Genomic DNA, 18,944 nt, shown 5'->3' on the forward strand with positions numbered 1-18,944 from the left:
TTTATGCGCTTGAATGCGCTACAAATGGCCGCTAGCCTATCAAACAAGCGCGTCTATCTTCATTATGTTTTCTTTAATTCAATGCGTCTCTTTCAGTTTCTTGCTTTCTCTTTCTGTATCTTGGGCGCGAACGCGCTACAATTTTCAGCGAAGCGGTGAATCCGCGCTCTAGAGCATTTTTCAGCAGGATCGCTCTAGAAGCGCGCGCGAAGCGACACAGGGCAAGCCACTGAAAAATGCTCTGAAGAATCAGGAGAGTTAGAATGACGGCAACAGTTACACCGGACACCGGTCATGCCGGAACGCACGGCCCTCATGCGCCGCCGTCGGGCTGGCGGCGCTGGGTGCTCGCAACCAATCACAAGGATATTGGAACGCTCTATCTGATTTTTTCATTTGCGATGCTTCTTGTCGGCGGCGTGATGGCGCTGCTGATCCGGGCGGAGCTGTTCAAGCCCGGCCTGCAGATCATGCGGCCTGAGTTTTTTAACCAACTGACGACGATGCACGGCATCGTGATGGTCTTTGGCGCGATCATGCCGGCTTTTGTCGGTTTTGCGAACTGGATGCTGCCATTGCAGATCGGCGCATCCGATATGGCGTTCGCACGGATGAACAACTTCAGCTTCTGGCTGTTGCCGCCGGCAGCGCTGCTGCTCTGCGCTTCCTTCTTGATGCCCGGCGGCGCGCCGGCGTCCGGCTGGACGATGTATGCGCCTTTATCGACCCAGATGGGGCCGGGGATGGATTTGCTGATTTTTGCGATCCATATCATGGGCGCATCATCGATTATGGGCGCGATCAATATTGTGGTGACCATTTTGAATATGCGCGCGCCTGGGATGAGCTTGATGAAAATGCCGATGTTCGCATGGACCTGGCTGGTGACCGCCTATCTGCTGCTGGCGGTGATACCGGTGCTGGCGGGCGCGGTGACGATGCTGCTGTTCGACCGCCATTTCGGCACTTCCTTTTTCAACGCGGCGGGCGGCGGGGACCCGGTGCTGTATCAGCATATTTTCTGGTTTTTCGGGCATCCTGAGGTGTATATCATGATTCTGCCTGCGTTCGGAATCATTTCGCACGTAATACCGGCGTTTTCACGCAAACCGCTCTTTGGTTATAACTCGATGGTGTATGCTGTTGCGGCGATTGCGATCCTATCGTTTATGGTCTGGGCGCACCATATGTTCGCCACTGGCATGCCGGTGTCCAGCGAGTTATTCTTTATGTACGCGACGATGCTGATTTCAGTGCCGACCGGCGTTAAAGTCTTCAACTGGATTGCGACAATGTGGCGCGGCGCGCTGAGTTTTGAGACGCCCATGCTGTTCGCGGTCGGCTTTATCTTTGTCTTTACGATGGGCGGCTTTACCGGACTCATTCTGGCGATGGCGCCGCTCGATGTCGCGGTGCACGGCACTTATTATGTGGTTGCGCATTTCCATTATGTATTGGTGGCAGGCTCGCTGTTTGCGCTCTTCGCGGGCTGGTATTACTGGTCTCCCAAGTGGACGGGCAGAATGTATCAGGAAGTGCGCGGCCGGATTCATTTCTGGGGTTCGCTGATTTCATTCAATATCGGATTTTTCCCAATGCACTTCCTGGGACTGGCCGGCATGCCGCGCCGCTACGCCGACTATCCAGCGCAATTTACCGATTTCAACCAGATTGCAACGATTGGCGCTTTCGGTTTTGGTTTAATGCAGGTGTATTTTCTGTTGTGCGTTGCGCTGCCCGTTTATCTGTCTAAGGGTGAAAATAAGAGCGAAAAAGCGCCCGCCAGACCGTGGGAAGGCGCGCAAGGGCTTGAATGGACGGTGCCCAGCCCGGCCCCTTTTCATACTTTTGAAAGGCCGCCAGTGGTCAAGTAAATCATGAGGCGTTCCACACCGCCGCACTGGCGGCGCAGCGCCCCTTGCCGTACTACTTGTACCGGCAGCAAAGGCGCGTCTTGCCAGTGCGGCGGTGCGGAACGCCTGAGAGAATCTGGATGAACGTTCCCCAACACAGTCCTGACTACTTTGTGCCCTCTATGTCGTGGCATCCGGCGCGCGCGGCGCTGGCATTGCTCGGCGTGATGTTTTCACTGGCGGGCTGGATTAACGGCCAGACATGGGCGCCCATTGTGTTCAGTCTCAGTCTTGCGGCTTTGGCATGCGTGCTCTGGCGCTGGTTTGGCGATGCTATTGCAGAATCGGAGCGCGGACTCTATGGCAAACGTATCGATGCGTCATACCGCTGGAGCATGAGCGGGTTCATCTTCTCGGAAGTCATGTTTTTCAGTGCACTGTTCGGCGCATTGTTTTACGCGCGCGCCGTCGTCGCGCCCATGCTCGCCGATTTTGACCATAAACTGCTCTGGCCGGAGTTCAGCGCGCTCTGGCCGAACGCCGGGCCGGCGGAGTTGACGCCTCCGTTCGAGGCGATGGGGCCGTGGCCGATTCCAACGATCAATACCGCGCTATTGCTGAGTTCCGGCGCAACGCTGACGGTTGCGCATCATGCGCTGCGCGATGGCCAGCGCCGCGCCGCCATTTTCTGGCTGGCGGCAACGGTAGGGTTAGGCTTTTGTTTCCTGTGTCTGCAGGGCTATGAATATCGCCATGCGTATCGGGAGCTCAATCTGAAACTGAGCTCGGGCGTCTACGGCTCCATTTTTTTCCTGTTGACCGGTTTTCACGGTTTTCACGTCATGCTGGGGGTTTTAATGCTGACCGTTGTGCTGATGCGGTTGGCGCGCGGCCATTTCAGGCCGGATCATCACTTCGCCTTTGAAGGCGCCGCCTGGTATTGGCATTTTGTCGATGTAGTGTGGCTGGGCTTATATGTGGTGGTGTACTGGTTGTAAGAACCTGTTCACGATCTTACTGTGCGCCCGTGAGCCTGTGTCGGGCGGTGCTCGGAATCCTCACATATATCAAATATGCTCCGGTTCCTGCGCTGCGCCGCGCAGGGCGGAGCAGGTCTGCCTCGCTTTGCGATGGAGGCGACCCCGGAGCGGCGCACTGCCCGCCGGGTTGCCGCGCGGCTTGTGGCCCGCCGCAACAAACCGATCCCGCTTCGCGGGTCCCTCGGGCAGCGTTCCGGCGGGCCCTCCAAGGCTTCCAGGCGCTCGCTACAGATCGTGAACAGGTTCTAAATTCAACGCCGACATCCGAACATCATCTGCCGTACAAGGGCCCGCTTAGCGGGCGGCAGACATTCAAGCAGGGTGAACGCTGCGCCGTAGAGAGGCGCGAAGCGTTCGGCGCGGCGAGTGCTGAATGCGCGCGCGAGCCAATCGGTCATTGTGATGGTGAGGGTACGATCACGCCGCCGGCGGCGCGCAAAGCGCGCAAGCGCTGCTGGCGTTGGGCCAGCATGCGCGAGCGCATCGACCAGGGCGTAAGCATCGCGCAGACCTAAATTCAGACCCTGACCGGCGACCGGATGCAGCGTTTGCGCGGCATTACCAATGACGGTTACACGCCCCTGCACACACGGCTCAACGCGCTGCAAACGCAACGCATAAACGGCGCGGCGCTCGATTGCAATAAAGCGTCCCATCCGCTGGCCGAAGCGCGCGCCGAGTTCCGCAAGCAGCGCATCATCGCAGCAAGCCATACGGCGTTGTGCGTCATTGGGCGCGCCGCACCAGACCAATGCATAATCCGCCGCGCGCATGCCGCCAACCGGCAAAAGCGCAAGCGGCCCTTCGCGCGTAAAACGTTCCCACGCCCAACAGGGCCGCGGCATTTCAACGCGCACCAAACCGAGCAGCGCGCTTTGCTGATAGTCGCGCCCGCTATAGCGCGCGCCTTCTATGGAAGCGCGCGCTGAAGAACCGCCGGCGGCGTGAATCAGCAAACGGGCGCGTAATTGTTGCGGCCCGCGTTCTGTCTCAATCGGGAGCGTGACGCCGTGCGCATCCTGAACAGGCGCGCGCGCTGTGGCGCGTTTGAGATGCCGCACTGACCCGATGGTTCCGATATTCCCGGTCAGCGCGCGCATCAGCGCGCCATAAGGCACCGCATAGCCGAGCGCGGGCAAATCATGGGCGCGGCAATCGATCAGCATCCGGCCAAAATGGCCGCGCTGCGAGATATGAATACATTGGATGGGCGTGGCCGCATCGGGCCAGCCAAGCGGTTCAAGCAGCATCCGGCTGCCGTATGAGAGCGTGAGCGTGCGCGGGTCGCCGACGGGCGTGATGGCGTGTTGATCAACCAGCGCCACCGATAGCGCGCGCGTTGCGCTGCGCTGCGCAAGAAGACGCGCAACGCTCAGCCCCACCGGCCCCGCGCCGGCAATGATTAGATCAAAATCAAATTTCACTGCACGAGTGCCGTAGGAGTTTCGCACAACCGCGCTGGCAAGGCGCGCCGACGCAGACAGTACAATGAGTACGGCAAGGAGGCGCAACGCCGCCAGCGCGGTTGTGCGGAACGCCTGATAGCATTGCGTCGAGCGCATATAACTGTTCAGGCGCGCCAATATTCAACCAGCGTCCGCTATACTGTTCGCCGCTCGCGCGCCGCGCGGCGATAGCGGTTCGGTAATAGGGCCCAAGCGCGCAATGCGCGCCGGGCGCGAGTGTATGAAACATGTGCATATGGTAGACGCCGATATTGCCGAAAGTCAGACGCGGCGCATCGATGAGCGAGAGTTGGCCGTTGTCCAGCAGCGCAAAATCGCCATTGGGGTGATGGTCCGGATTCGGCACCATCACCAGATGCAGATGCGGTTCGGGTTGTTGCGAAATCCGTTGCAGGGGCGCATGCAGCAAACGGTAGTCATAATCGGTATAGAGGTCGCCGCTCACGGCAACAAAGGCGCATGGGCCGCGCCGCGCCTCAAGCAAGGGCAGCGCCTGGCGGATGCCGCCCGCCGTTTCCAGCGCCGGCTGCTCGGCGGAGTAACGAATCCGCACGCCCCAGCGCGCGCCGTCGCCAAGCGCCGCTTCAATCTGCGCACCGCGCCAGGCGTGGTTGATGACCAAATCTCTGAAACCCGCGCGTGCGAGCCGCTCGATCTGCCAGACAATCAAGGCTTTGCCGCCCGCATTGAGCAGCGGTTTGGGACAGGCGTCGGAGAGCGGATGCATCCGCTCTCCGCGTCCGGCGGCGAAAATCATTGCAGTAAGAAGAGCGCTCATGGCGCAATACGGGTTGGGGATGCGGCCATCGCGGCGCTGTGCGGCGCTACGCATTCATCCAGCAGGCGCGCGAGCGGCGCCAGTTCAGAATACCGTTGAGCGGTGCGCTGCGCATACGCGATAAAACGCGGCGTATCGGTTAAATAATGTGATTTCCCGTCGCGATAGTGAAGTTGCGCAAACAGCCCCAGAATTTTCAGATGCCGTTGCAGACCCATCCATTCAAGCGCACGGTAGAAGCTTTCAAAATTAGCGTCCACTGGCAGCCCTTTGCTGCGCGCGCGGGTGTAGTAATAGCCGATCCAGACGCGCTCAAGCGCTTCTTCCCAACTGATGAATGCGTCGCGGAACAGGGACACAAGATCATAGGTCAGCGGGCCCGTGACAGCGTCTTGAAAATCGAGTACGCCTGGATTGGGCGCGCTTACCATCAGATTGCGCGGCATATAGTCCCGATGCGTAAAGACGCGCGGCTGCGCCGCCGCATTGCGGATAAGCAAGGCGTAAACCGCATCGAGCGCGGCGCGCTGCGCGGAGGTGAGCGTTAAACCGAGATGGCATTGCAGATACCATTCGGGAAAAAGCGCCAATTCGCGGCGCAGCAGCTTTTCATCGTAGTCTGGCAGTACGCCGGCGCGGGTGGTGCGTTGCCATTCGATGAGCGTATCGAGCGCAGCGATGAATAATGGCTGAGCGGCATCCAGACCGGCGGACTTCAATGGATTTGGAGCATTTTTCAGCGCCGCAAAATACTCCAGATAGGTGGTGCGGCCCAGATCAGTGACCAGCATAAAGCCGCGTTCAAAATCCGCCTCAAGCACGCGCGGCGCATGGATGCCCGCTTCCAGAAGCAAGTGCGAGACATGCCGGAATTCACGGCATTTTTCCGGCGGCGGCGCATCGACGGCAATCAGCGTTGGGCCGTGCGGGCCGGCGCTGGCCACCCGGAGGTAGCGGCGCGCGCCCGCATCGGTGCGGATGGTTTCGACTGAATCAAGGTCAAGAGGATAAGGCTGGTTCGCAAGCCAGGCGAGCAGTTGCGCGGCGCGCATATGATTGAGAGATAATAAAAGATTTGATTTCAGAACCTGTTTACGATCTGTAGCGAGCGCCTGTCAGCCAAGGAGGACGGAGCGCAGGAACCGGAGCATATTTGATATATGTGAGGATTCCGAGCACCGCCCGACACAGGCTCACGGGCGCGCAGTAAGATCGTAAACAGGTTCTCAGGCCCCGATTGTGCCACGTCTACTGCCTCGCCCACCCTTCTGGACTGTTCTGCCTTGTGTGCCCGCGATGTTCGCCGGCATGCCGCTCGTCGCGAACGCAGAATTGCCCTTGACGCTGGCGCCACAACTTGAGGAACATTTTTTACATCCTTTGCGCGCGGGCGATGCAGACGCAAAATCAGGCGCGAAATTTGTCCGCGGCGCGCGGATTGAGGTTCAGGGCGATCAAGCGGTCACGATTTCGGGCGATGCCGAAGTGCGCGCCCATGCCACCGTGATCAAAGGCGACCGGCTGCATTATGACGCGGAGTCTGACCGCGCCGATGCGTATGGAAATGTACGAATCATCCATCGCGGCAATACCTTTACCGGACCTGAAGCGCATCTGAATGTGAATACAGTGGAAGGTTATCTATTGTCTCCGACCTATCATTTCAATATCACCGGCGGCTCAGGCCGTGCGCAACGCATCGATGTACTCGGTCCGGAACGGCTGGCGGTCACGCGCGGTTCTTATACGGGATGTGCATGCACCGGGCGGCCAGACTGGCTGATACGGGCGCAGCGCGTCGAATTGGACACGGGCGCGGATCGGGGCGTCGCCCGCAACGGGACGCTCTTCTTTTATGGGGTGCCGGTTTTCGCGAGTCCTTATTTATCCTTTCCATTGTCCGATGCACGCGCCTCAGGCTTTCTGCCGCCTAAAGTCGGGCTGAGCTCGACGGCGGGGCTGGACATCACCGTGCCGTATTATTTCAATATTGCGCCGAATGATGATTTAACCCTGTATCCGCGCATCACGACGCGGCGCAGCGCGCAGCTGGGCGCTGAATATCGTTATCTGATGCCGACGTATTCGGGCGCTATTCATATGGAATATATGCCGCGTGATGTGGTGCTTAAAAAAAGCCGTTATGCGTTGAATATGCAGCACGATCATGCGCTGGGCGCTGGCCTGGATGCGTATCTGGATTACCAGCGCGTCTCGGATGAGATGTATCCGGCAGATTTGGCCGCAAGCGATATTCTCTTGAACGGCGCTCAATTCCTGTTTCCGCAGGAGGCGGGCCTGCGCTATCAAAAAGGGCCGTGGTCGGCGTTGATGCGCGTGCAACGCTGGCAGACACTGCCGCCGTCCGAGCCGCCGTATGGGCGCGAGCCGGAGCTGAAGCTTGAATACCGGAATCATTTTGCGGACCGTATTCATGTCGGCGTAGAAGGCAATTATTCCCGTTTCCGAATCCGCAATCCGGTCGCGGTGCATCAGTTACAGAAAAATGAGGCATCACAGGCCACTGAGGGCCAGCGCGTCCATTTAAAGCCGGCGCTCAGTTATGAATTATTGCGCGCGCCGGGTTATTTCCTGATTCCAGCGTTGCAGGCGCATCTGGCCGCTTATCAACTGAGCCGGATTGGATCTGATGCGCCTCAAGGCCAGCCGCGCAATGCGCGCGTTGCGGTTCCGACGTTCAGCGTAGATGGCGGACTCATTTTTGAGCGGCCCATAGGGGCGATATGGCCGTTCGGCCATCCATCGATTCAGACGCTTGAGCCGCGTTTGTATTATGTGTACACGCCGTACCGGAACCAGGATTTCATGCCCATTTTCGATACCGCCGAATCGGATTTTGGGTTTGGAGAGATTTATACGCCTAACACCTTTTCCGGCAACGACCGGATTGCCGATGCAAATCGCGTGACGCTGGGGCTAACGTCCCGCTTTATGGAGCCGGGCCGCGGTGCAGAACAGGCGCGCTTGATGATCGCGCAGCAATATTATTTCCGCCAGCAACGCCTGACTTTAAAACCCGGTCAAGCGCGCGCGCAGGCGAATCATTCGGATTTATTGCTCGGCGCCGCATGGAATCCGAACGGCGCGTTGAGCGCTGAAACAACGCTTCAGTTCAACACGGACAGCAAACATTCAATCCGCTCCAATATGGCCTTAAGCTGGCATCCCGCGCCGTACCGGGTATTCAACGTGGATTACCGCTATACGCGCGCGAATGAAACGCTGGGGCGGGAACCCATCAAACAGATCGCGCTTTCAGCGCAGTGGCCGCTGGGCCGCCGCTGGACTGGCATTGGCCGGCTCAACTATGCCCTCGATACAAAACGGGTCGTCGATGGTCTGGCGGGTTTCCAGTACGATGCCGACTGTTGGCGGCTGGGGGCGGCCGTGCAGCATTTTGCAAATGGCGTGGATATGAACAACGCAAACCGGAAGGGCACGCGCGTGCTTGCGCAGCTTGAGCTCAAAGGACTCTCAAAGGTGGATAATGGGCTGATTGAACGGTTCCGTGCGAGCGTGCCGGGCTATATGCCCTTGCCTGCGCCGTTGCCCCCTTCACGGTTTTCTCTATACGAATAAACATGTTATGAAAAATATTTATCCCATTTCATTCCCATTTTTGCGCAGCGCCGTAGCGGGCATTGCGGCGGGTTTGATGTCGGTGGCTGCCTATGCGCAAAAGCCGGTCGCTGATGCCAGCGGTACCGTGGACCGGATTGTCGCGGTGGTGAACCATGAAGCGATTACCCAGCGCGCGCTGGACGCCTTCGCCGCGCAGATCGCGCGCCGCCTGCAACAGCAAGGCGCAACGGCACCGGATGCTGAAGCGTTGCGCGCGCAGGCGCTTGAGCAGATGGTGCTGAAACAGGTGATGCTGCACAAAGCGCGCGAAGAGAAGATCAGCGTGAGCGAAGCGGAGCGCGCCGCCGCGCTGGACCGGCTGGTGCAGGAGAGCGGGCTGCCGCGCGAGGAATATCGTGCAAAGCTCGAACGCCAGGGCATCTTTTGGTCTACCATGAAACGGGAGATGGAAGATGAACTATTGCTGGCCAAATTGCGCGTGAAAGAAATCGAGAGCCAGATCGTTGTGCCGGACGCCGAGGTCAGGGACTATCTTGACCGCGCAGTTTTGCCCGATATTGAGCATACGCATGCGCGGCATATTCTGCTGCGCGCCGATGACAGCGCTCTAGCAGCGTCCGCCCGCCAGCAATTGCTCGAAGTGAAAAAGAAGGTGGAGGCGGGCGCTGACTTTGCCCGCTTTGCGCGTCAATTATCTATTGACGGGACGGCGGCGCAGGGCGGCGATCTGGGGTGGCTGGAGCCAGGACAGACCGTGCCTGAATTTGAGCGCGCGATGGCAAGTCTGAAAGCAGGGGAAATCAGCGCGCCGGTGCGCAGCCCTTATGGGGTGCATCTGATTCAGGTTCTGGAGCGCCGGCGCGCCGCGCCCTCCGCGCAGCAAAGGCAGAATATCGCGCGCCAGGCCATTGGGATGCGCAAGGCCGCGCAGGCGCATGACCGCTGGTTGCGCGCGCTGCGCGATCAGGCTTATGTTCGATATATGGTACCGGTATCATTCTGAGCATTGAAAATTGCGATTACCACTGGAGAACCGGCTGGCATAGGGCCAGAGCTGAGCGTGCAGGCGGTGCAGGCAGCCTGTGTGGAATGGCCGGATGTGCATTTCACGGTTCTGGGAGATTGCGCGCTGCTCGCGGAGCGCGCCGCTGCGGTTCAGGTCGATTGGACGGCATTACAGGCAACAGGGCGCGTTGCATGCCAGCATGAGGCGCTGCGTGCGCGCAGTGCGCCAGGCCAGTTGAACGCGGCCAATAGTCATTATGTACTGGCGCTGCTTGACCGCGCAATCGATGGCGCGCTCAGCGGAGAATTCGATGCGCTGGTCACCGCGCCCTTGCAAAAGCGCATTCTTCTGGAGGCGGATATTCCATTTACCGGCCATACCGAATATCTGGCGCAGCGCACGGGCGCGGCGCGCGCCGTGATGATGCTGGCAGGCCGCCGGACGTTCCGGGTCGCATTGGCGACCACGCATCTGCCCTTAAAGGAAGTCAGCGCGGCGTTGAATACTGGGGGCCTGCTCGAAAGTCTGCGGATCATCGATATGGATTTGCGCCGTTATTTTGAAATTGCCGCGCCGCGTATCCTCGTCTCCGGCCTGAACCCGCACGCTGGCGAGGGCGGATATCTGGGCCATGAGGACATTGAAGTGATCGCGCCCGCAGTATCCGGCGCGCGTGAGGCGGGAATGGATGCGCGCGGCCCCTATCCGGCGGATACCCTCTTTACGCCGCGCATGCTGGACGGCGCAGATTGCGTGCTGGCGATGTATCACGATCAAGGCTTGCCGACGCTCAAATACGCGGCATTTGGCAAAAGCGTCAATATCACGCTCGGCTTGCCGATCGTGCGCACCTCGGTGGATCATGGCACTGCGCTGGATTTGGCCGGCACGGGCCGCGCCGATCCAGGCAGCCTGATGGATGCAATCGGGAGCGCGATTGAAATAGCGCGCCGCTGCCGCCGTCCGCAGCCTCGGAACAGACCCTAATCCAATGTGCCGCGCTCCCTGGATTGTATTGATTGCGCTCTTGCTTTCCGCTTGCGCCAGCGCGCCGCGCCGCGCGGACAGAGCGCGCGCAACGCCAACTGCAACGCCAGCCGCAGCGCGTCCGGCATGGGCCGATCACAGCGCTGGTAACGAAGAGATTTCGCTGTTCGCCATGAGTCTGGTCGATGTGCCTTACCGCTGGGGCGGCAATACGCCGGAGAGCGGTTTTGACTGCAGCGGACTGGTGCGTTATGTGATTGAGCGCGCCGCGCATATCAATCTGCCGCGCACCGCAAGAGAAATGAGCGCGCAGGGCAAACGCATCACGCCTGACCAGGTGGCCCCCGGGGATTTGATTTTTTTTAACACCAATGGACATCCCAACTCGCATGTGGGCATTTATGTTGGCCATCATCGCTTTGTAAACGCCCCCTCGTCTGGAAGCCTCGTTCGCATTGACCATGTGGACGCGCCCTATTGGGCGCGTCATTTCAACGGAATCCGCCGGATTGCAGTGCGATATCCTTTCGCGCAGGCAATCTCCGCCTCGCCCCGGAAGCCAGCGAACGATATGCCAATGTCTGCCAGACCTGCGCAAAACACGGCGTTCGATGCAGATGATCCAATTGCGCGATTTGCAACCTATGATTGAGCCTGCCGCTGTGGACGGCGCCGCGCTTTCGCCATTATGGGGACTGCCCTTTGCCGGCATGCTGCTCTCCATCGCGCTGCTGCCCCTGCTGACGCCCGCATTCTGGCATCATCACTTTGGAAAAATCGCGCTGTTCTGGGCAGCGCTATTTGTTGCGCCATTCGCCGCCGTCCACGGCGCGGGCAGCGCGGCGCAGAGCATCGTGCATGCGCTGCTCGCCGAATATCTTCCTTTCATTATCCTGCTGACCGCGCTGTATACCGTCGCGGGCGGTTTATGCATACGCGGCAATCTGCATGGCTCTCCGGTCATGAATACGGGACTGCTTGCTCTGGGAACGCTGCTGGCGAGCGTGATGGGCACCACCGGCGCCGCAATGCTGCTGATTCGTCCATTGCTGCGCGCAAACGATAACCGCCGGCATACCGTGCACGTTGTGATCTTTTTTATTTTTCTGGTCGCCAATATCGGCGGCGCATTAACCCCGCTCGGCGATCCGCCCTTATTTCTCGGTTTTCTGAACGGCGTTGGCTTCTTCTGGACCACCGCGCATCTGTTCAAGCCAATGCTATTTGCCGTCATCCTGCTGCTCGCGCTGTTTTATTTGATCGATGTATATTATTTCCATCACCGTGAAGAAGCGCGCGCGCCGTTCCTCGACCCGACGCCGGATTCGCCTTCTTTCTCCATCGAAGGCAAAATCAATTTTGTATGGCTTGCCTGCGTGCTGGCGCTGGTGCTGATGAGCGGACTGTGGAAGCCGGGCATTGCGTTCCATCTATGGGGCGCGCAGGTCGACATGCAGAATCTGGCGCGCGAGTTGCTGTTGCTTGGCGTAATGGCGGCCTCATGGTGGACGACGCCCCGCTCGGCGCGCGCCGCTAATGATTTCAATTGGGCGCCGGTTGCCGAAGTGGCGAAACTATTTGCAGGCATTTTTATCACCATTGCGCCCGTGATTGCGATGCTGCGCGCTGGCAGCGCCGGCGCCNTTTGCGTTTGTGGGCCGCGCAATCAGCGACGTTAACGGCCAGCCGGTAGGCGCGATGGTATTCTGGGTCACAGGGCTTTTATCGAGCTTTCTCGACAACGCGCCGACGTATCTGGTGTTTTTCAATACCTTGGGCGGCAATGCGCAAACGCTGATGAATGAAGGCGCGACCGCGCTCGCCGCGCTTTCCGCAGGCGCGGTGTTTATGGGCGCGAATACTTATATTGGCAACGCGCCGAATTTCATGGTCAAAGCGATTGCGCAATCGCGCGGCGTGCGCATGCCAAGCTTTTTTGGTTTTATGGCGTGGTCGGGGTGCGTTTTGATGCCGGTATTCGCATTGACTACATGGATCTTTTTCCGCTAGGCGTTTCGCACAGCCGCGCTGGCGGTGTTGCGCCTCCTTGCCGTACTAGGTGTACTTTCTGCGTCGGCGCGCCTTGCCAGCACGGCTGTGCGAAACTCCTCATTTCATTGTGAGCCATCCCATGCCAGTTTCCCTGTGGATCATCGTTCTTGCTGCGCTGGCGTTGATCGCGCTGGCGCTGTTCGCGCTTTTTACGCGCCTGGAACGCGGATTGCGTGATGAAATTGCTGAAGCGGGCCGCGCTGGCCGCGCGGAATCCAGTGCCAACTTTGCGCAATTCCAGCAGACGGTCACGGCGCAGCTCACGCAATCTTCTGCGCTTCAAAACAATGCGTTGAATCAACAGTTAACGCAGCTTGCGCAAAGTAATGACCGCGCGCTTGCCGGGATGCGCGCGACGCTTGAACGCGCTTTCAAGGACATTGAAGCCAATACGGCGTCCAAACTTGACCAGATCCGCCATATCGTTGACGAAAAGCTACAGGCAACGCTGGAGCAGCGGCTTGGCGAATCGTTTAAGCGGGTGTCCGAGCGGCTTGAACAGGTGCATCGCGGTCTGGGTGAAATGCAAACGCTTGCGGACGGCGTCGGCGATTTGAAGAAAGTGCTGACCAATGTGAAAACGCGCGGCACCTGGGGCGAAGTCCAGCTCGGCGCATTGCTGGAGCAAATGCTGGCGCCCGACCAGTATGCAAGAAACGTGGCCGTCGTGCCAAAAAGCAGCGCGCGCGTTGATTTTGCGGTGCGTTTCCCTGGCAATCTGGTCAATGCGGACGGATCCGGAACCCAGCCGCTTTGGCTGCCGATTGACGCCAAATTTCCGCGCGAAGACTATGCGCGTTTGATTGACGCGCAGGAACGCGCTGATCAGGCCGCGCTCGACCTCGCCTCTGCCGCGCTTGAGGCGCGCGTGCGCGCATGCGCGAAAAGCATTGCGGAGAAATATCTCGCGCCGCCGCATACGACCGACTTCGCGCTCCTTTTTTTACCGATCGAAAGCTTGTACGCTGAAGTGCTGCGCCGTCCGGGACTGTTCGAGGCGCTGCAATGCAAATATCGGATTACGATTGCCGGCCCTACCACCTTGTCCGCGATACTCAGCAGTTTCCAAATGGGATTTCGCACGCTTGCGATTGAAAAACGCTCTAGCGAAGTTTGGCATGTGCTGGGCGCGGTCAAAACGGAATTTGCTAGGTTTGGCGAAGCGCTGGCGAAAACCAAATCGCAACTGGAAACGGTCACGCGCTCGATTGAAAGCGCCCAGACGCGCACCCGCGTGATTCATCGGAAATTGCGCGATGTGGAAGCCTTGCCGGCGCCGGATAGCGCACTCGCTGAAAAATGCTCTGATCTATGAATGCCGCCCGGCGCTGCGCCCTCTATCAGGCACTGCAAAGCCTGGACCCGCACCCAACGACCGAGCTGGAATATCAAACGCCGTTTGAATTGCTGATCGCGGTGATGCTCTCGGCGCAGGCGACGGATGTGTCCGTCAATAAGGCAACGCGCATCCTTTTTGCGCGCGCCAATACGCCGCGCGCGCTGCTTGAACTGGGCGCGGACGGCCTGCGCCCTTATATCCAGTCGATTGGCCTATATCGCACCAAGGCCAGAAACATCATCGCGGCCTGTGCGATGCTGCTTGAACGCTATCAGGGCCAAGTGCCCGCGGAGCGCGCCGCGCTGGAATCCCTGCCTGGCGTGGGACGCAAAACGGCGAACGTGGTCCTCAACACGGCGTTTGGCCAGCCCGTGATTGCGGTCGATACGCACATCTTTCGCGTTGCGAACCGCACCGGCCTGGCGCCGGGCAGGACTGTGCGCGAAGTCGAAAAAGCGCTTGAGGCGGCAACGCCGCGCGAATTCCAGCGGCATGCGCATCATTGGCTGATTCTGCATGGCCGCTATGTCTGCAAAGCGCGCCGGCCTGAATGCTGGCATTGCGCGATTGCGCCATTGTGCGAATTTCAGTCAAAAACGCCGCCGCCGTAGGCGGCATAATAAAATCCCTTCACGCCGCCCGATTCTCGCCTATTTATGAAATGACTTTTAGTAATACAACCGCTTCAGCGGCAATCCCTTCGCCGCGTCCGATAAAACCCAGTTTTTCGTTGGTTTTCGCTTTGATATTGATGCGCTCAAGCGGAAGGCTGAGTTCAGCCGAGAGATGGGCGCGCATGGCTGGAATATACGGGCCAAGTTTGGGCGCCTGCGCGATGATTGTGCTATCGGCATTGATGATCCGGTAGCCGGCTGCATGGACAAGCTGATGCGCTGCGCGCAATAAAGCGCGGCTATCGATGCCTGCGAAACGCGGGTCGGTGTCTGGAAAATGCTGTCCGATATCGCCGAGCGCGGCGGCGCCGAGCAGCGCGTCAATGAGCGCGTGCAGCAGCACGTCTGCGTCCGAATGGCCGCGCAATCCGCGTTCAAAAGGAATGGTGACGCCGCCGATGATCAGTGGCCGCCCAGCCGTCAGAGCGTGGATGTCATAGCCTTGTCCAATGCGCAAAGCGGAGGACAGGGTTGATTTTGATAAAAACGCTTCAGTCCATTCAACATCCTCTGGATAAGTCACTTTGAAATTGCGCGGATGGCCTTTGATCAGCAGGGGCATATGCCCCTGCGCTTCAAGCGCGCCCGCTTCATCGCTGAAGGTGCGGCCTGCCCGCTGCGCGCGCGTGAGCGCATCGCATAATCGCCCGAATCTGAACATCTGCGGCGTTTGCGCACGCCATAAGCCTGCGCGCGGTTCAGTGCATGCAATGCGCGATGGCGAGGCGTCCTCTGCGCGATTTCCGAAGGCGCGCTTGAGCGTGTCAGTGAGCGGCAGCGCCATAATGCCGCCGACCGGATCATTCTGCACAGCGTCAATCAGCGCGCGAATCAATGCAGGCGTAATGCCGGGCCGGGCCGCATCGTGAACCAGCACCCAGTCATGCGCGCTTGCGCCTCTGTCAGCCAGCGCATTCAGGCCATTCAATACGGATAATTGCCGTGAGGCGCCGCCGCAATGGCGCGGCTCGAAACATAAGCCCTCAAAGTGACGCATCTCAAAATGCGCATCTTCGGGCGCGAGCACAACCAGTATATGCGCCAGCTCAGGGCACGCATTGAAGGCGGATAAAGTGTGATAGAGCAGAGGGCGGCCGGCAATCCATTGATATTGTTTAGGAAGGCTGGCGCTTGCGCGCATCCCCGCGCCGGCGCACGGGATGAGGACGAAAAGACGGGGATTCACGTGTGCGCGGGAATATGATGAAAGCGAAAAATGCTCTAGAGCCTTTTTCAGTGAGATTGCACAAGGAACGAGCGTGAAGACAGTATAAATAATACGGCGAGCGCGAAGTGACGCTGTGCAAGCCGATGAAAAAGGCTCTAGGCGGCTTTGCGGGGGCGCGCGTGTGCTTCTTCTTTTCCGGTGCATCGCCGCGTCTGGATGAGCATCTCGCAAACGGCATTCGTGCATTTGCCGCAACCGCTTGCAACGCCAAGCTCAAGCTGTAATTGCTCAAGTGAGGTCACGCCATTACGAATCGCGGCGCGCACTTCACGGTCGGAAACGGATTGGCAGACGCAGATAATCATGACTGAATCATCATCTGAATTTTAACAAGAATCATTTTCATTGAAACGCGGTCAAGATGCAACAGGTTTTGTGAATACTGCATCTGTATGCGAAGGTATATTTGGAATCCTCACGCATTCAACCTGTGCATGGATACCCAATAAGGCGGGGAGCAAGCGCTGCTGTGGCTGGCCATCGCCGGTTGAATAGAAACATAGGCGTGGCGTTGCATTGGCGGGCGCGCGCCTGTTGTGCATGTCCAGCACGCGCGCGACCTGGCGGGCAACGGCCGTTGCGGTGTCAATCAATTGCATCTGTTTTCCGCTGATTTTCAGGATGACAGCGGTGAGGAAAGAATAATGCGTGCATCCCAGCGCCAGGGTATCCGCGCCCGCAGCCAGCATAGGCGTTAAATAACGTTCAAGCAGCTTCAATAGCCCAGGCGAGTCAAGGTCTCCGCGCTCGATGGCTTCCACCAAACCGTATCCGGGCTGGAGGATAAATTGGCAGTCGCGGCCGTGAGCAGCGAGCAGTTGCCGGAACCGCTGACTGTGTAAAGTGCTTGCCGTTGCGAGCACGCCTGCAACGCGCGAGACGGACAAGGCGGCAGCGGGTTTAATCCCCGGCTCGACGCCGACCACCGGCACTGCAAAGCGCGCGCGCAATGCTTCAATGACTTGCGCCGTTGCGGTATTACAGGCGACCACCAGCGCTTTTGCGCTCTGTTCGAGCAGCCACGCGCTCAAGGCGAAAGCGCGCTGGACGATAAATTCAACCTCACGCTCGCCGTAGGGCGCATAACGCGAGTCGGCGCAGAAATAAAGCGATTCATCCGGCAGAAGCGCGCGGATGGCGCTTAAAATCGAAAGTCCGCCCAGACCCGAATCAAATATGCCAATCGGTGCGCTCACTGAAAAACGCTCTAGAGGAAGGGGGTTCATGGCCTGGCCAGCAGCGCATCCATGCGGCCGGGTTCGATGCGCGTCATCAAATGGCGGTAAACCCGTATCGGCTGGCCGCTGCGCAAGGGTGTGCGCGCATCGGGCCAGGCAAGCGATTCAATCGCGAGCCAGTCTTCCACTGTGCGCGCCAGCCGCGGCAGCACGGGCTTTAAGGCGAGCGTCAGTAAGCGGAACGCTTCAAGGCCGACGCTGCAGATTTCGTGCAGCCTGTCTTTACTCTCTGGCGCTCTCGCGCACTCCCAGGGTTTTTCAGCGTCGATATAGGCATTGACCGCGTCTGCATTGCGCATGGCATCGCGCATTGCGCGCGCGGTATCGCGGTTTTCATAATGCGTTGCAATGGATGGCAAGGCCGCGCGCAGACGTTCAAGCAGCGGATGCTGCATTGCGCGATCAAGCACGCAGCCGTTAAAGCGTTTGACCAGAAAACCCGCTGTCCGGCTGGCGATATTGATGTATTTGCCGATTAAATCGCTGTTCACGCGCGTTGCAAAATCGCCCAGGTTCAGGTCGATATCTTCCATCGAACCATTGAGCTTCGCGGCGAAGTAGTAGCGCAGCCATTCCGGATTCAGACCCGCGTCGAGATAACGCTGCGCGGTGATAAAAGTTCCGCGCGATTTCGACATTTTTTGACCGCCGATGGTCAAAAAGCCGTGCGCGAACACATTGGTCGGCGGGCGGAAACCTGAAAATCTGAGCAACGCGGGCCAGAATAAGGTATGAAAATACAGAATATCCTTGCCAATGAAATGGTACTGCTCGGCGGCGCTCTCCGGCTTGACCCAATCCTCAAAATCGAGGCCGCGCGCGTTGCAAAGCGCTTTCAGGCTGGCGTAGTAACCGACGGGCGCATCCAGCCACACATAAAAATATTTCCCAGGCGCGCCCGGAATTTCAAAACCGAAATAGGGCGCATCGCGCGAGATATCCCAGTCGATGAGTTTCGATGCGCCTGCTTCACCGAGCCATTCACGCAATTTATTGCGCGCTTCCGTTTGTGCGAGCTGCGCAACCCAGCGCCGCAGGAATCGTTGGCACTGCGAATCGGAGAGGCGGAAAAAATAGTGCGTTGTGGTTTTGCGCACGGGCGCCGCGCCGGAGAGTACGGAATATGGATTCACAAGATCGGTGGGCGCATAGGTCGAACCGCATCGCTCGCAGGCATCGCCATACTGCTCAGGCGCGCTGCATTTGGGGCATGCGCCCTTGATAAAGCGATCCGGAAGAAACATACGCTGTTTCGGGTCATACGCCTGTTCAATCACGCGCGCTTCAATCAAGCCAGACGCCTCAAGCGCCCGGTAAATGCGCTCGCACAGTTGCCGGTTGCCCTCGGAATCGGTTGAGCCGTAATAGTCGAATGAAATATCAAAATCGTCAAAATTGCGCTTGTGCTCAGCCCAGACGCGCTGGATAAGCGCGTCCGGCGCAATGCCCTCCTTTTCCGCGCGCAGCATAATCGGCGTGCCGTGCGTATCGTCCGCCCCGATATACAGCACTGAATGGCCGTGCATGCGCAGCGCGCGCGCCCAGATATCCGTCTGAATCATTTCAAGCAAATGGCCCAGGTGAATCGGACCATTGGCGTAAGGCAAGGCAGAAGTCACAAAAATGCGGCGCGGCGCGGGGTTTTGTTTTTGTAGATGAGGAAAAGCGGCAGACATAAGG

Annotated in this window: 13 protein-coding genes and 4 pseudogenes; 9 read left to right on the top strand and 8 right to left on the bottom strand. The window is 58.8% G+C overall.

Annotated elements, in window-relative coordinates; genetic code table 11:
- The first annotated feature begins 263 nt into the window (after nt 1-263).
- Together ctaD and CAGGBEG34_RS04860 are read left to right on the top strand one after the other, a co-directional pair.
- Nucleotides 264-1,874: a cytochrome c oxidase subunit I gene (gene ctaD, locus CAGGBEG34_RS04855; protein WP_006682710.1), complete on the top strand. Its 1,611-nt coding sequence runs from the start codon at nt 264-266 to the stop codon at nt 1,872-1,874.
- A 119-nt stretch (nt 1,875-1,993) separates the two neighbouring features.
- Nucleotides 1,994-2,851 (top strand): cytochrome c oxidase subunit 3, encoded by an 858-nt coding sequence (locus CAGGBEG34_RS04860; RefSeq protein ID WP_006682711.1) that lies wholly within the window; start codon nt 1,994-1,996, stop codon nt 2,849-2,851.
- A 293-nt stretch (nt 2,852-3,144) separates the two neighbouring features.
- Here CAGGBEG34_RS04860 and CAGGBEG34_RS04870 read toward each other — a convergent pair whose 3' ends face one another.
- The 3 genes and pseudogenes from CAGGBEG34_RS04870 to CAGGBEG34_RS04880 all read right to left on the bottom strand — a co-directional run bounded on the left by CAGGBEG34_RS04870 (nt 3,145) and on the right by CAGGBEG34_RS04880 (nt 6,189).
- Nucleotides 3,145-4,317 (bottom strand): UbiH/UbiF/VisC/COQ6 family ubiquinone biosynthesis hydroxylase, encoded by a 1,173-nt coding sequence (locus CAGGBEG34_RS04870; protein ID WP_006682712.1) that lies wholly within the window; start codon nt 4,315-4,317, stop codon nt 3,145-3,147.
- Between the two features lie 118 nt (nt 4,318-4,435).
- Nucleotides 4,436-5,116 (bottom strand): annotated as a pseudogene (gene murU / locus CAGGBEG34_RS04875) (N-acetylmuramate alpha-1-phosphate uridylyltransferase MurU); the annotation flags it as partial.
- Between the two features lie 17 nt (nt 5,117-5,133).
- Nucleotides 5,134-6,189 carry an aminoglycoside phosphotransferase family protein gene (locus CAGGBEG34_RS04880; protein WP_006682714.1) on the bottom strand — a complete coding sequence of 352 codons (1,056 nt, stop codon included), beginning with the start codon at nt 6,187-6,189 and terminating at the stop codon, nt 5,134-5,136.
- A 187-nt stretch (nt 6,190-6,376) separates the two neighbouring features.
- Here CAGGBEG34_RS04880 and CAGGBEG34_RS04885 point away from each other — a divergent pair, with 187 nt between their 5' ends.
- From CAGGBEG34_RS04885 to nth, 7 genes and pseudogenes are all read left to right on the top strand, one after another.
- A complete protein-coding gene (locus CAGGBEG34_RS04885; protein WP_158641798.1) occupies nt 6,377-8,737 on the top strand; it encodes an LPS-assembly protein LptD in 2,361 nt (786 codons plus the stop codon).
- Nucleotides 8,738-8,744: 7 nt separating this feature from the next.
- Nucleotides 8,745-9,743, top strand: coding sequence for a peptidylprolyl isomerase (locus CAGGBEG34_RS04890; RefSeq protein WP_006682716.1), 999 nt, complete (start codon nt 8,745-8,747; stop codon nt 9,741-9,743).
- A 3-nt stretch (nt 9,744-9,746) separates the two neighbouring features.
- The gene (gene pdxA / locus CAGGBEG34_RS04895) at nt 9,747-10,733 is read left to right on the top strand and encodes a 4-hydroxythreonine-4-phosphate dehydrogenase PdxA (RefSeq protein WP_006682717.1); all 987 of its coding nucleotides are present in this window, start codon (nt 9,747-9,749) and stop codon (nt 10,731-10,733) included.
- Nucleotides 10,734-10,737: 4 nt separating this feature from the next.
- On the top strand, nt 10,738-11,385 hold the full coding sequence (locus CAGGBEG34_RS10095) for a C40 family peptidase (RefSeq protein ID WP_081463750.1): 648 nt from the start codon (nt 10,738-10,740) through the stop codon (nt 11,383-11,385).
- Nucleotides 11,345-12,743, top strand: a pseudogene (locus CAGGBEG34_RS04905) (sodium:proton antiporter). Before CAGGBEG34_RS10095 ends, CAGGBEG34_RS04905 begins: the two are co-directional and overlap by 41 nt.
- Before the next feature lie 121 nt (nt 12,744-12,864).
- Nucleotides 12,865-14,100 carry a DNA recombination protein RmuC gene (locus CAGGBEG34_RS04910; protein WP_006682718.1) on the top strand — a complete coding sequence of 412 codons (1,236 nt, stop codon included), beginning with the start codon at nt 12,865-12,867 and terminating at the stop codon, nt 14,098-14,100.
- The gene (gene nth / locus CAGGBEG34_RS04915; RefSeq protein ID WP_006682719.1) at nt 14,097-14,735 is read left to right on the top strand and encodes an endonuclease III; all 639 of its coding nucleotides are present in this window, start codon (nt 14,097-14,099) and stop codon (nt 14,733-14,735) included. Before CAGGBEG34_RS04910 ends, nth begins: the two co-directional genes overlap by 4 nt.
- 43 nt (nt 14,736-14,778) lie before the next feature.
- Here the strand turns inward: nth and ispF are convergent, their stop codons facing one another.
- From ispF to metG, 5 genes and pseudogenes are all read right to left on the bottom strand, one after another.
- Complete coding sequence (ispF, locus tag CAGGBEG34_RS11675) at nt 14,779-15,255, bottom strand: 2-C-methyl-D-erythritol 2,4-cyclodiphosphate synthase (RefSeq protein WP_238984980.1); 477 nt, start codon at nt 15,253-15,255, stop codon at nt 14,779-14,781.
- Between the two features lie 3 nt (nt 15,256-15,258).
- A pseudogene (ispD, locus tag CAGGBEG34_RS11680) lies at nt 15,259-15,984 on the bottom strand (2-C-methyl-D-erythritol 4-phosphate cytidylyltransferase); the annotation flags it as partial.
- Nucleotides 15,985-16,121: 137 nt separating this feature from the next.
- The gene (locus CAGGBEG34_RS04925; RefSeq protein ID WP_006682721.1) at nt 16,122-16,331 is read right to left on the bottom strand and encodes a (2Fe-2S)-binding protein; all 210 of its coding nucleotides are present in this window, start codon (nt 16,329-16,331) and stop codon (nt 16,122-16,124) included.
- A gap of 51 nt (nt 16,332-16,382) precedes the next feature.
- Entirely contained in the window at nt 16,383-17,252 is an 870-nt protein-coding gene (gene murI / locus CAGGBEG34_RS04930; RefSeq protein WP_006682722.1) for a glutamate racemase, read from the bottom strand.
- A gap of 5 nt (nt 17,253-17,257) precedes the next feature.
- A pseudogene (gene metG, locus CAGGBEG34_RS04935) lies at nt 17,258-18,940 on the bottom strand (methionine--tRNA ligase); the annotation flags it as partial.
- Nucleotides 18,941-18,944 lie beyond the last annotated feature (4 nt).

Origin of the sequence: Candidatus Glomeribacter gigasporarum BEG34, from assembly GCF_000227585.1 — a bacterium.
In the GTDB taxonomy this organism is placed as follows: domain Bacteria; phylum Pseudomonadota; class Gammaproteobacteria; order Burkholderiales; family Burkholderiaceae; genus Glomeribacter; species Glomeribacter gigasporarum_B.

What these genes read in the sequence shown, in the direction of transcription:
- ctaD (WP_006682710.1), top strand. Translation starts at nt 264, where the DNA reads ATGACGGCAACAGTTACACCGGACACCGGTCATGCCGGAACGCACGGC.
- CAGGBEG34_RS04860 (WP_006682711.1), top strand. Translation starts at nt 1,994, where the DNA reads ATGAACGTTCCCCAACACAGTCCTGACTACTTTGTGCCCTCTATGTCG.
- CAGGBEG34_RS04880 (WP_006682714.1), bottom strand. Translation starts at nt 6,189, where the DNA reads ATGCGCGCCGCGCAACTGCTCGCCTGGCTTGCGAACCAGCCTTATCCT.
- CAGGBEG34_RS04890 (WP_006682716.1), top strand. Translation starts at nt 8,745, where the DNA reads ATGAAAAATATTTATCCCATTTCATTCCCATTTTTGCGCAGCGCCGTA.
- CAGGBEG34_RS10095 (WP_081463750.1), top strand. Translation starts at nt 10,738, where the DNA reads ATGTGCCGCGCTCCCTGGATTGTATTGATTGCGCTCTTGCTTTCCGCT.
- CAGGBEG34_RS04910 (WP_006682718.1), top strand. Translation starts at nt 12,865, where the DNA reads ATGCCAGTTTCCCTGTGGATCATCGTTCTTGCTGCGCTGGCGTTGATC.
- nth (WP_006682719.1), top strand. Translation starts at nt 14,097, where the DNA reads ATGAATGCCGCCCGGCGCTGCGCCCTCTATCAGGCACTGCAAAGCCTG.
- CAGGBEG34_RS04925 (WP_006682721.1), bottom strand. Translation starts at nt 16,331, where the DNA reads ATGATTATCTGCGTCTGCCAATCCGTTTCCGACCGTGAAGTGCGCGCC.
- murI (WP_006682722.1), bottom strand. Translation starts at nt 17,252, where the DNA reads ATGAACCCCCTTCCTCTAGAGCGTTTTTCAGTGAGCGCACCGATTGGC.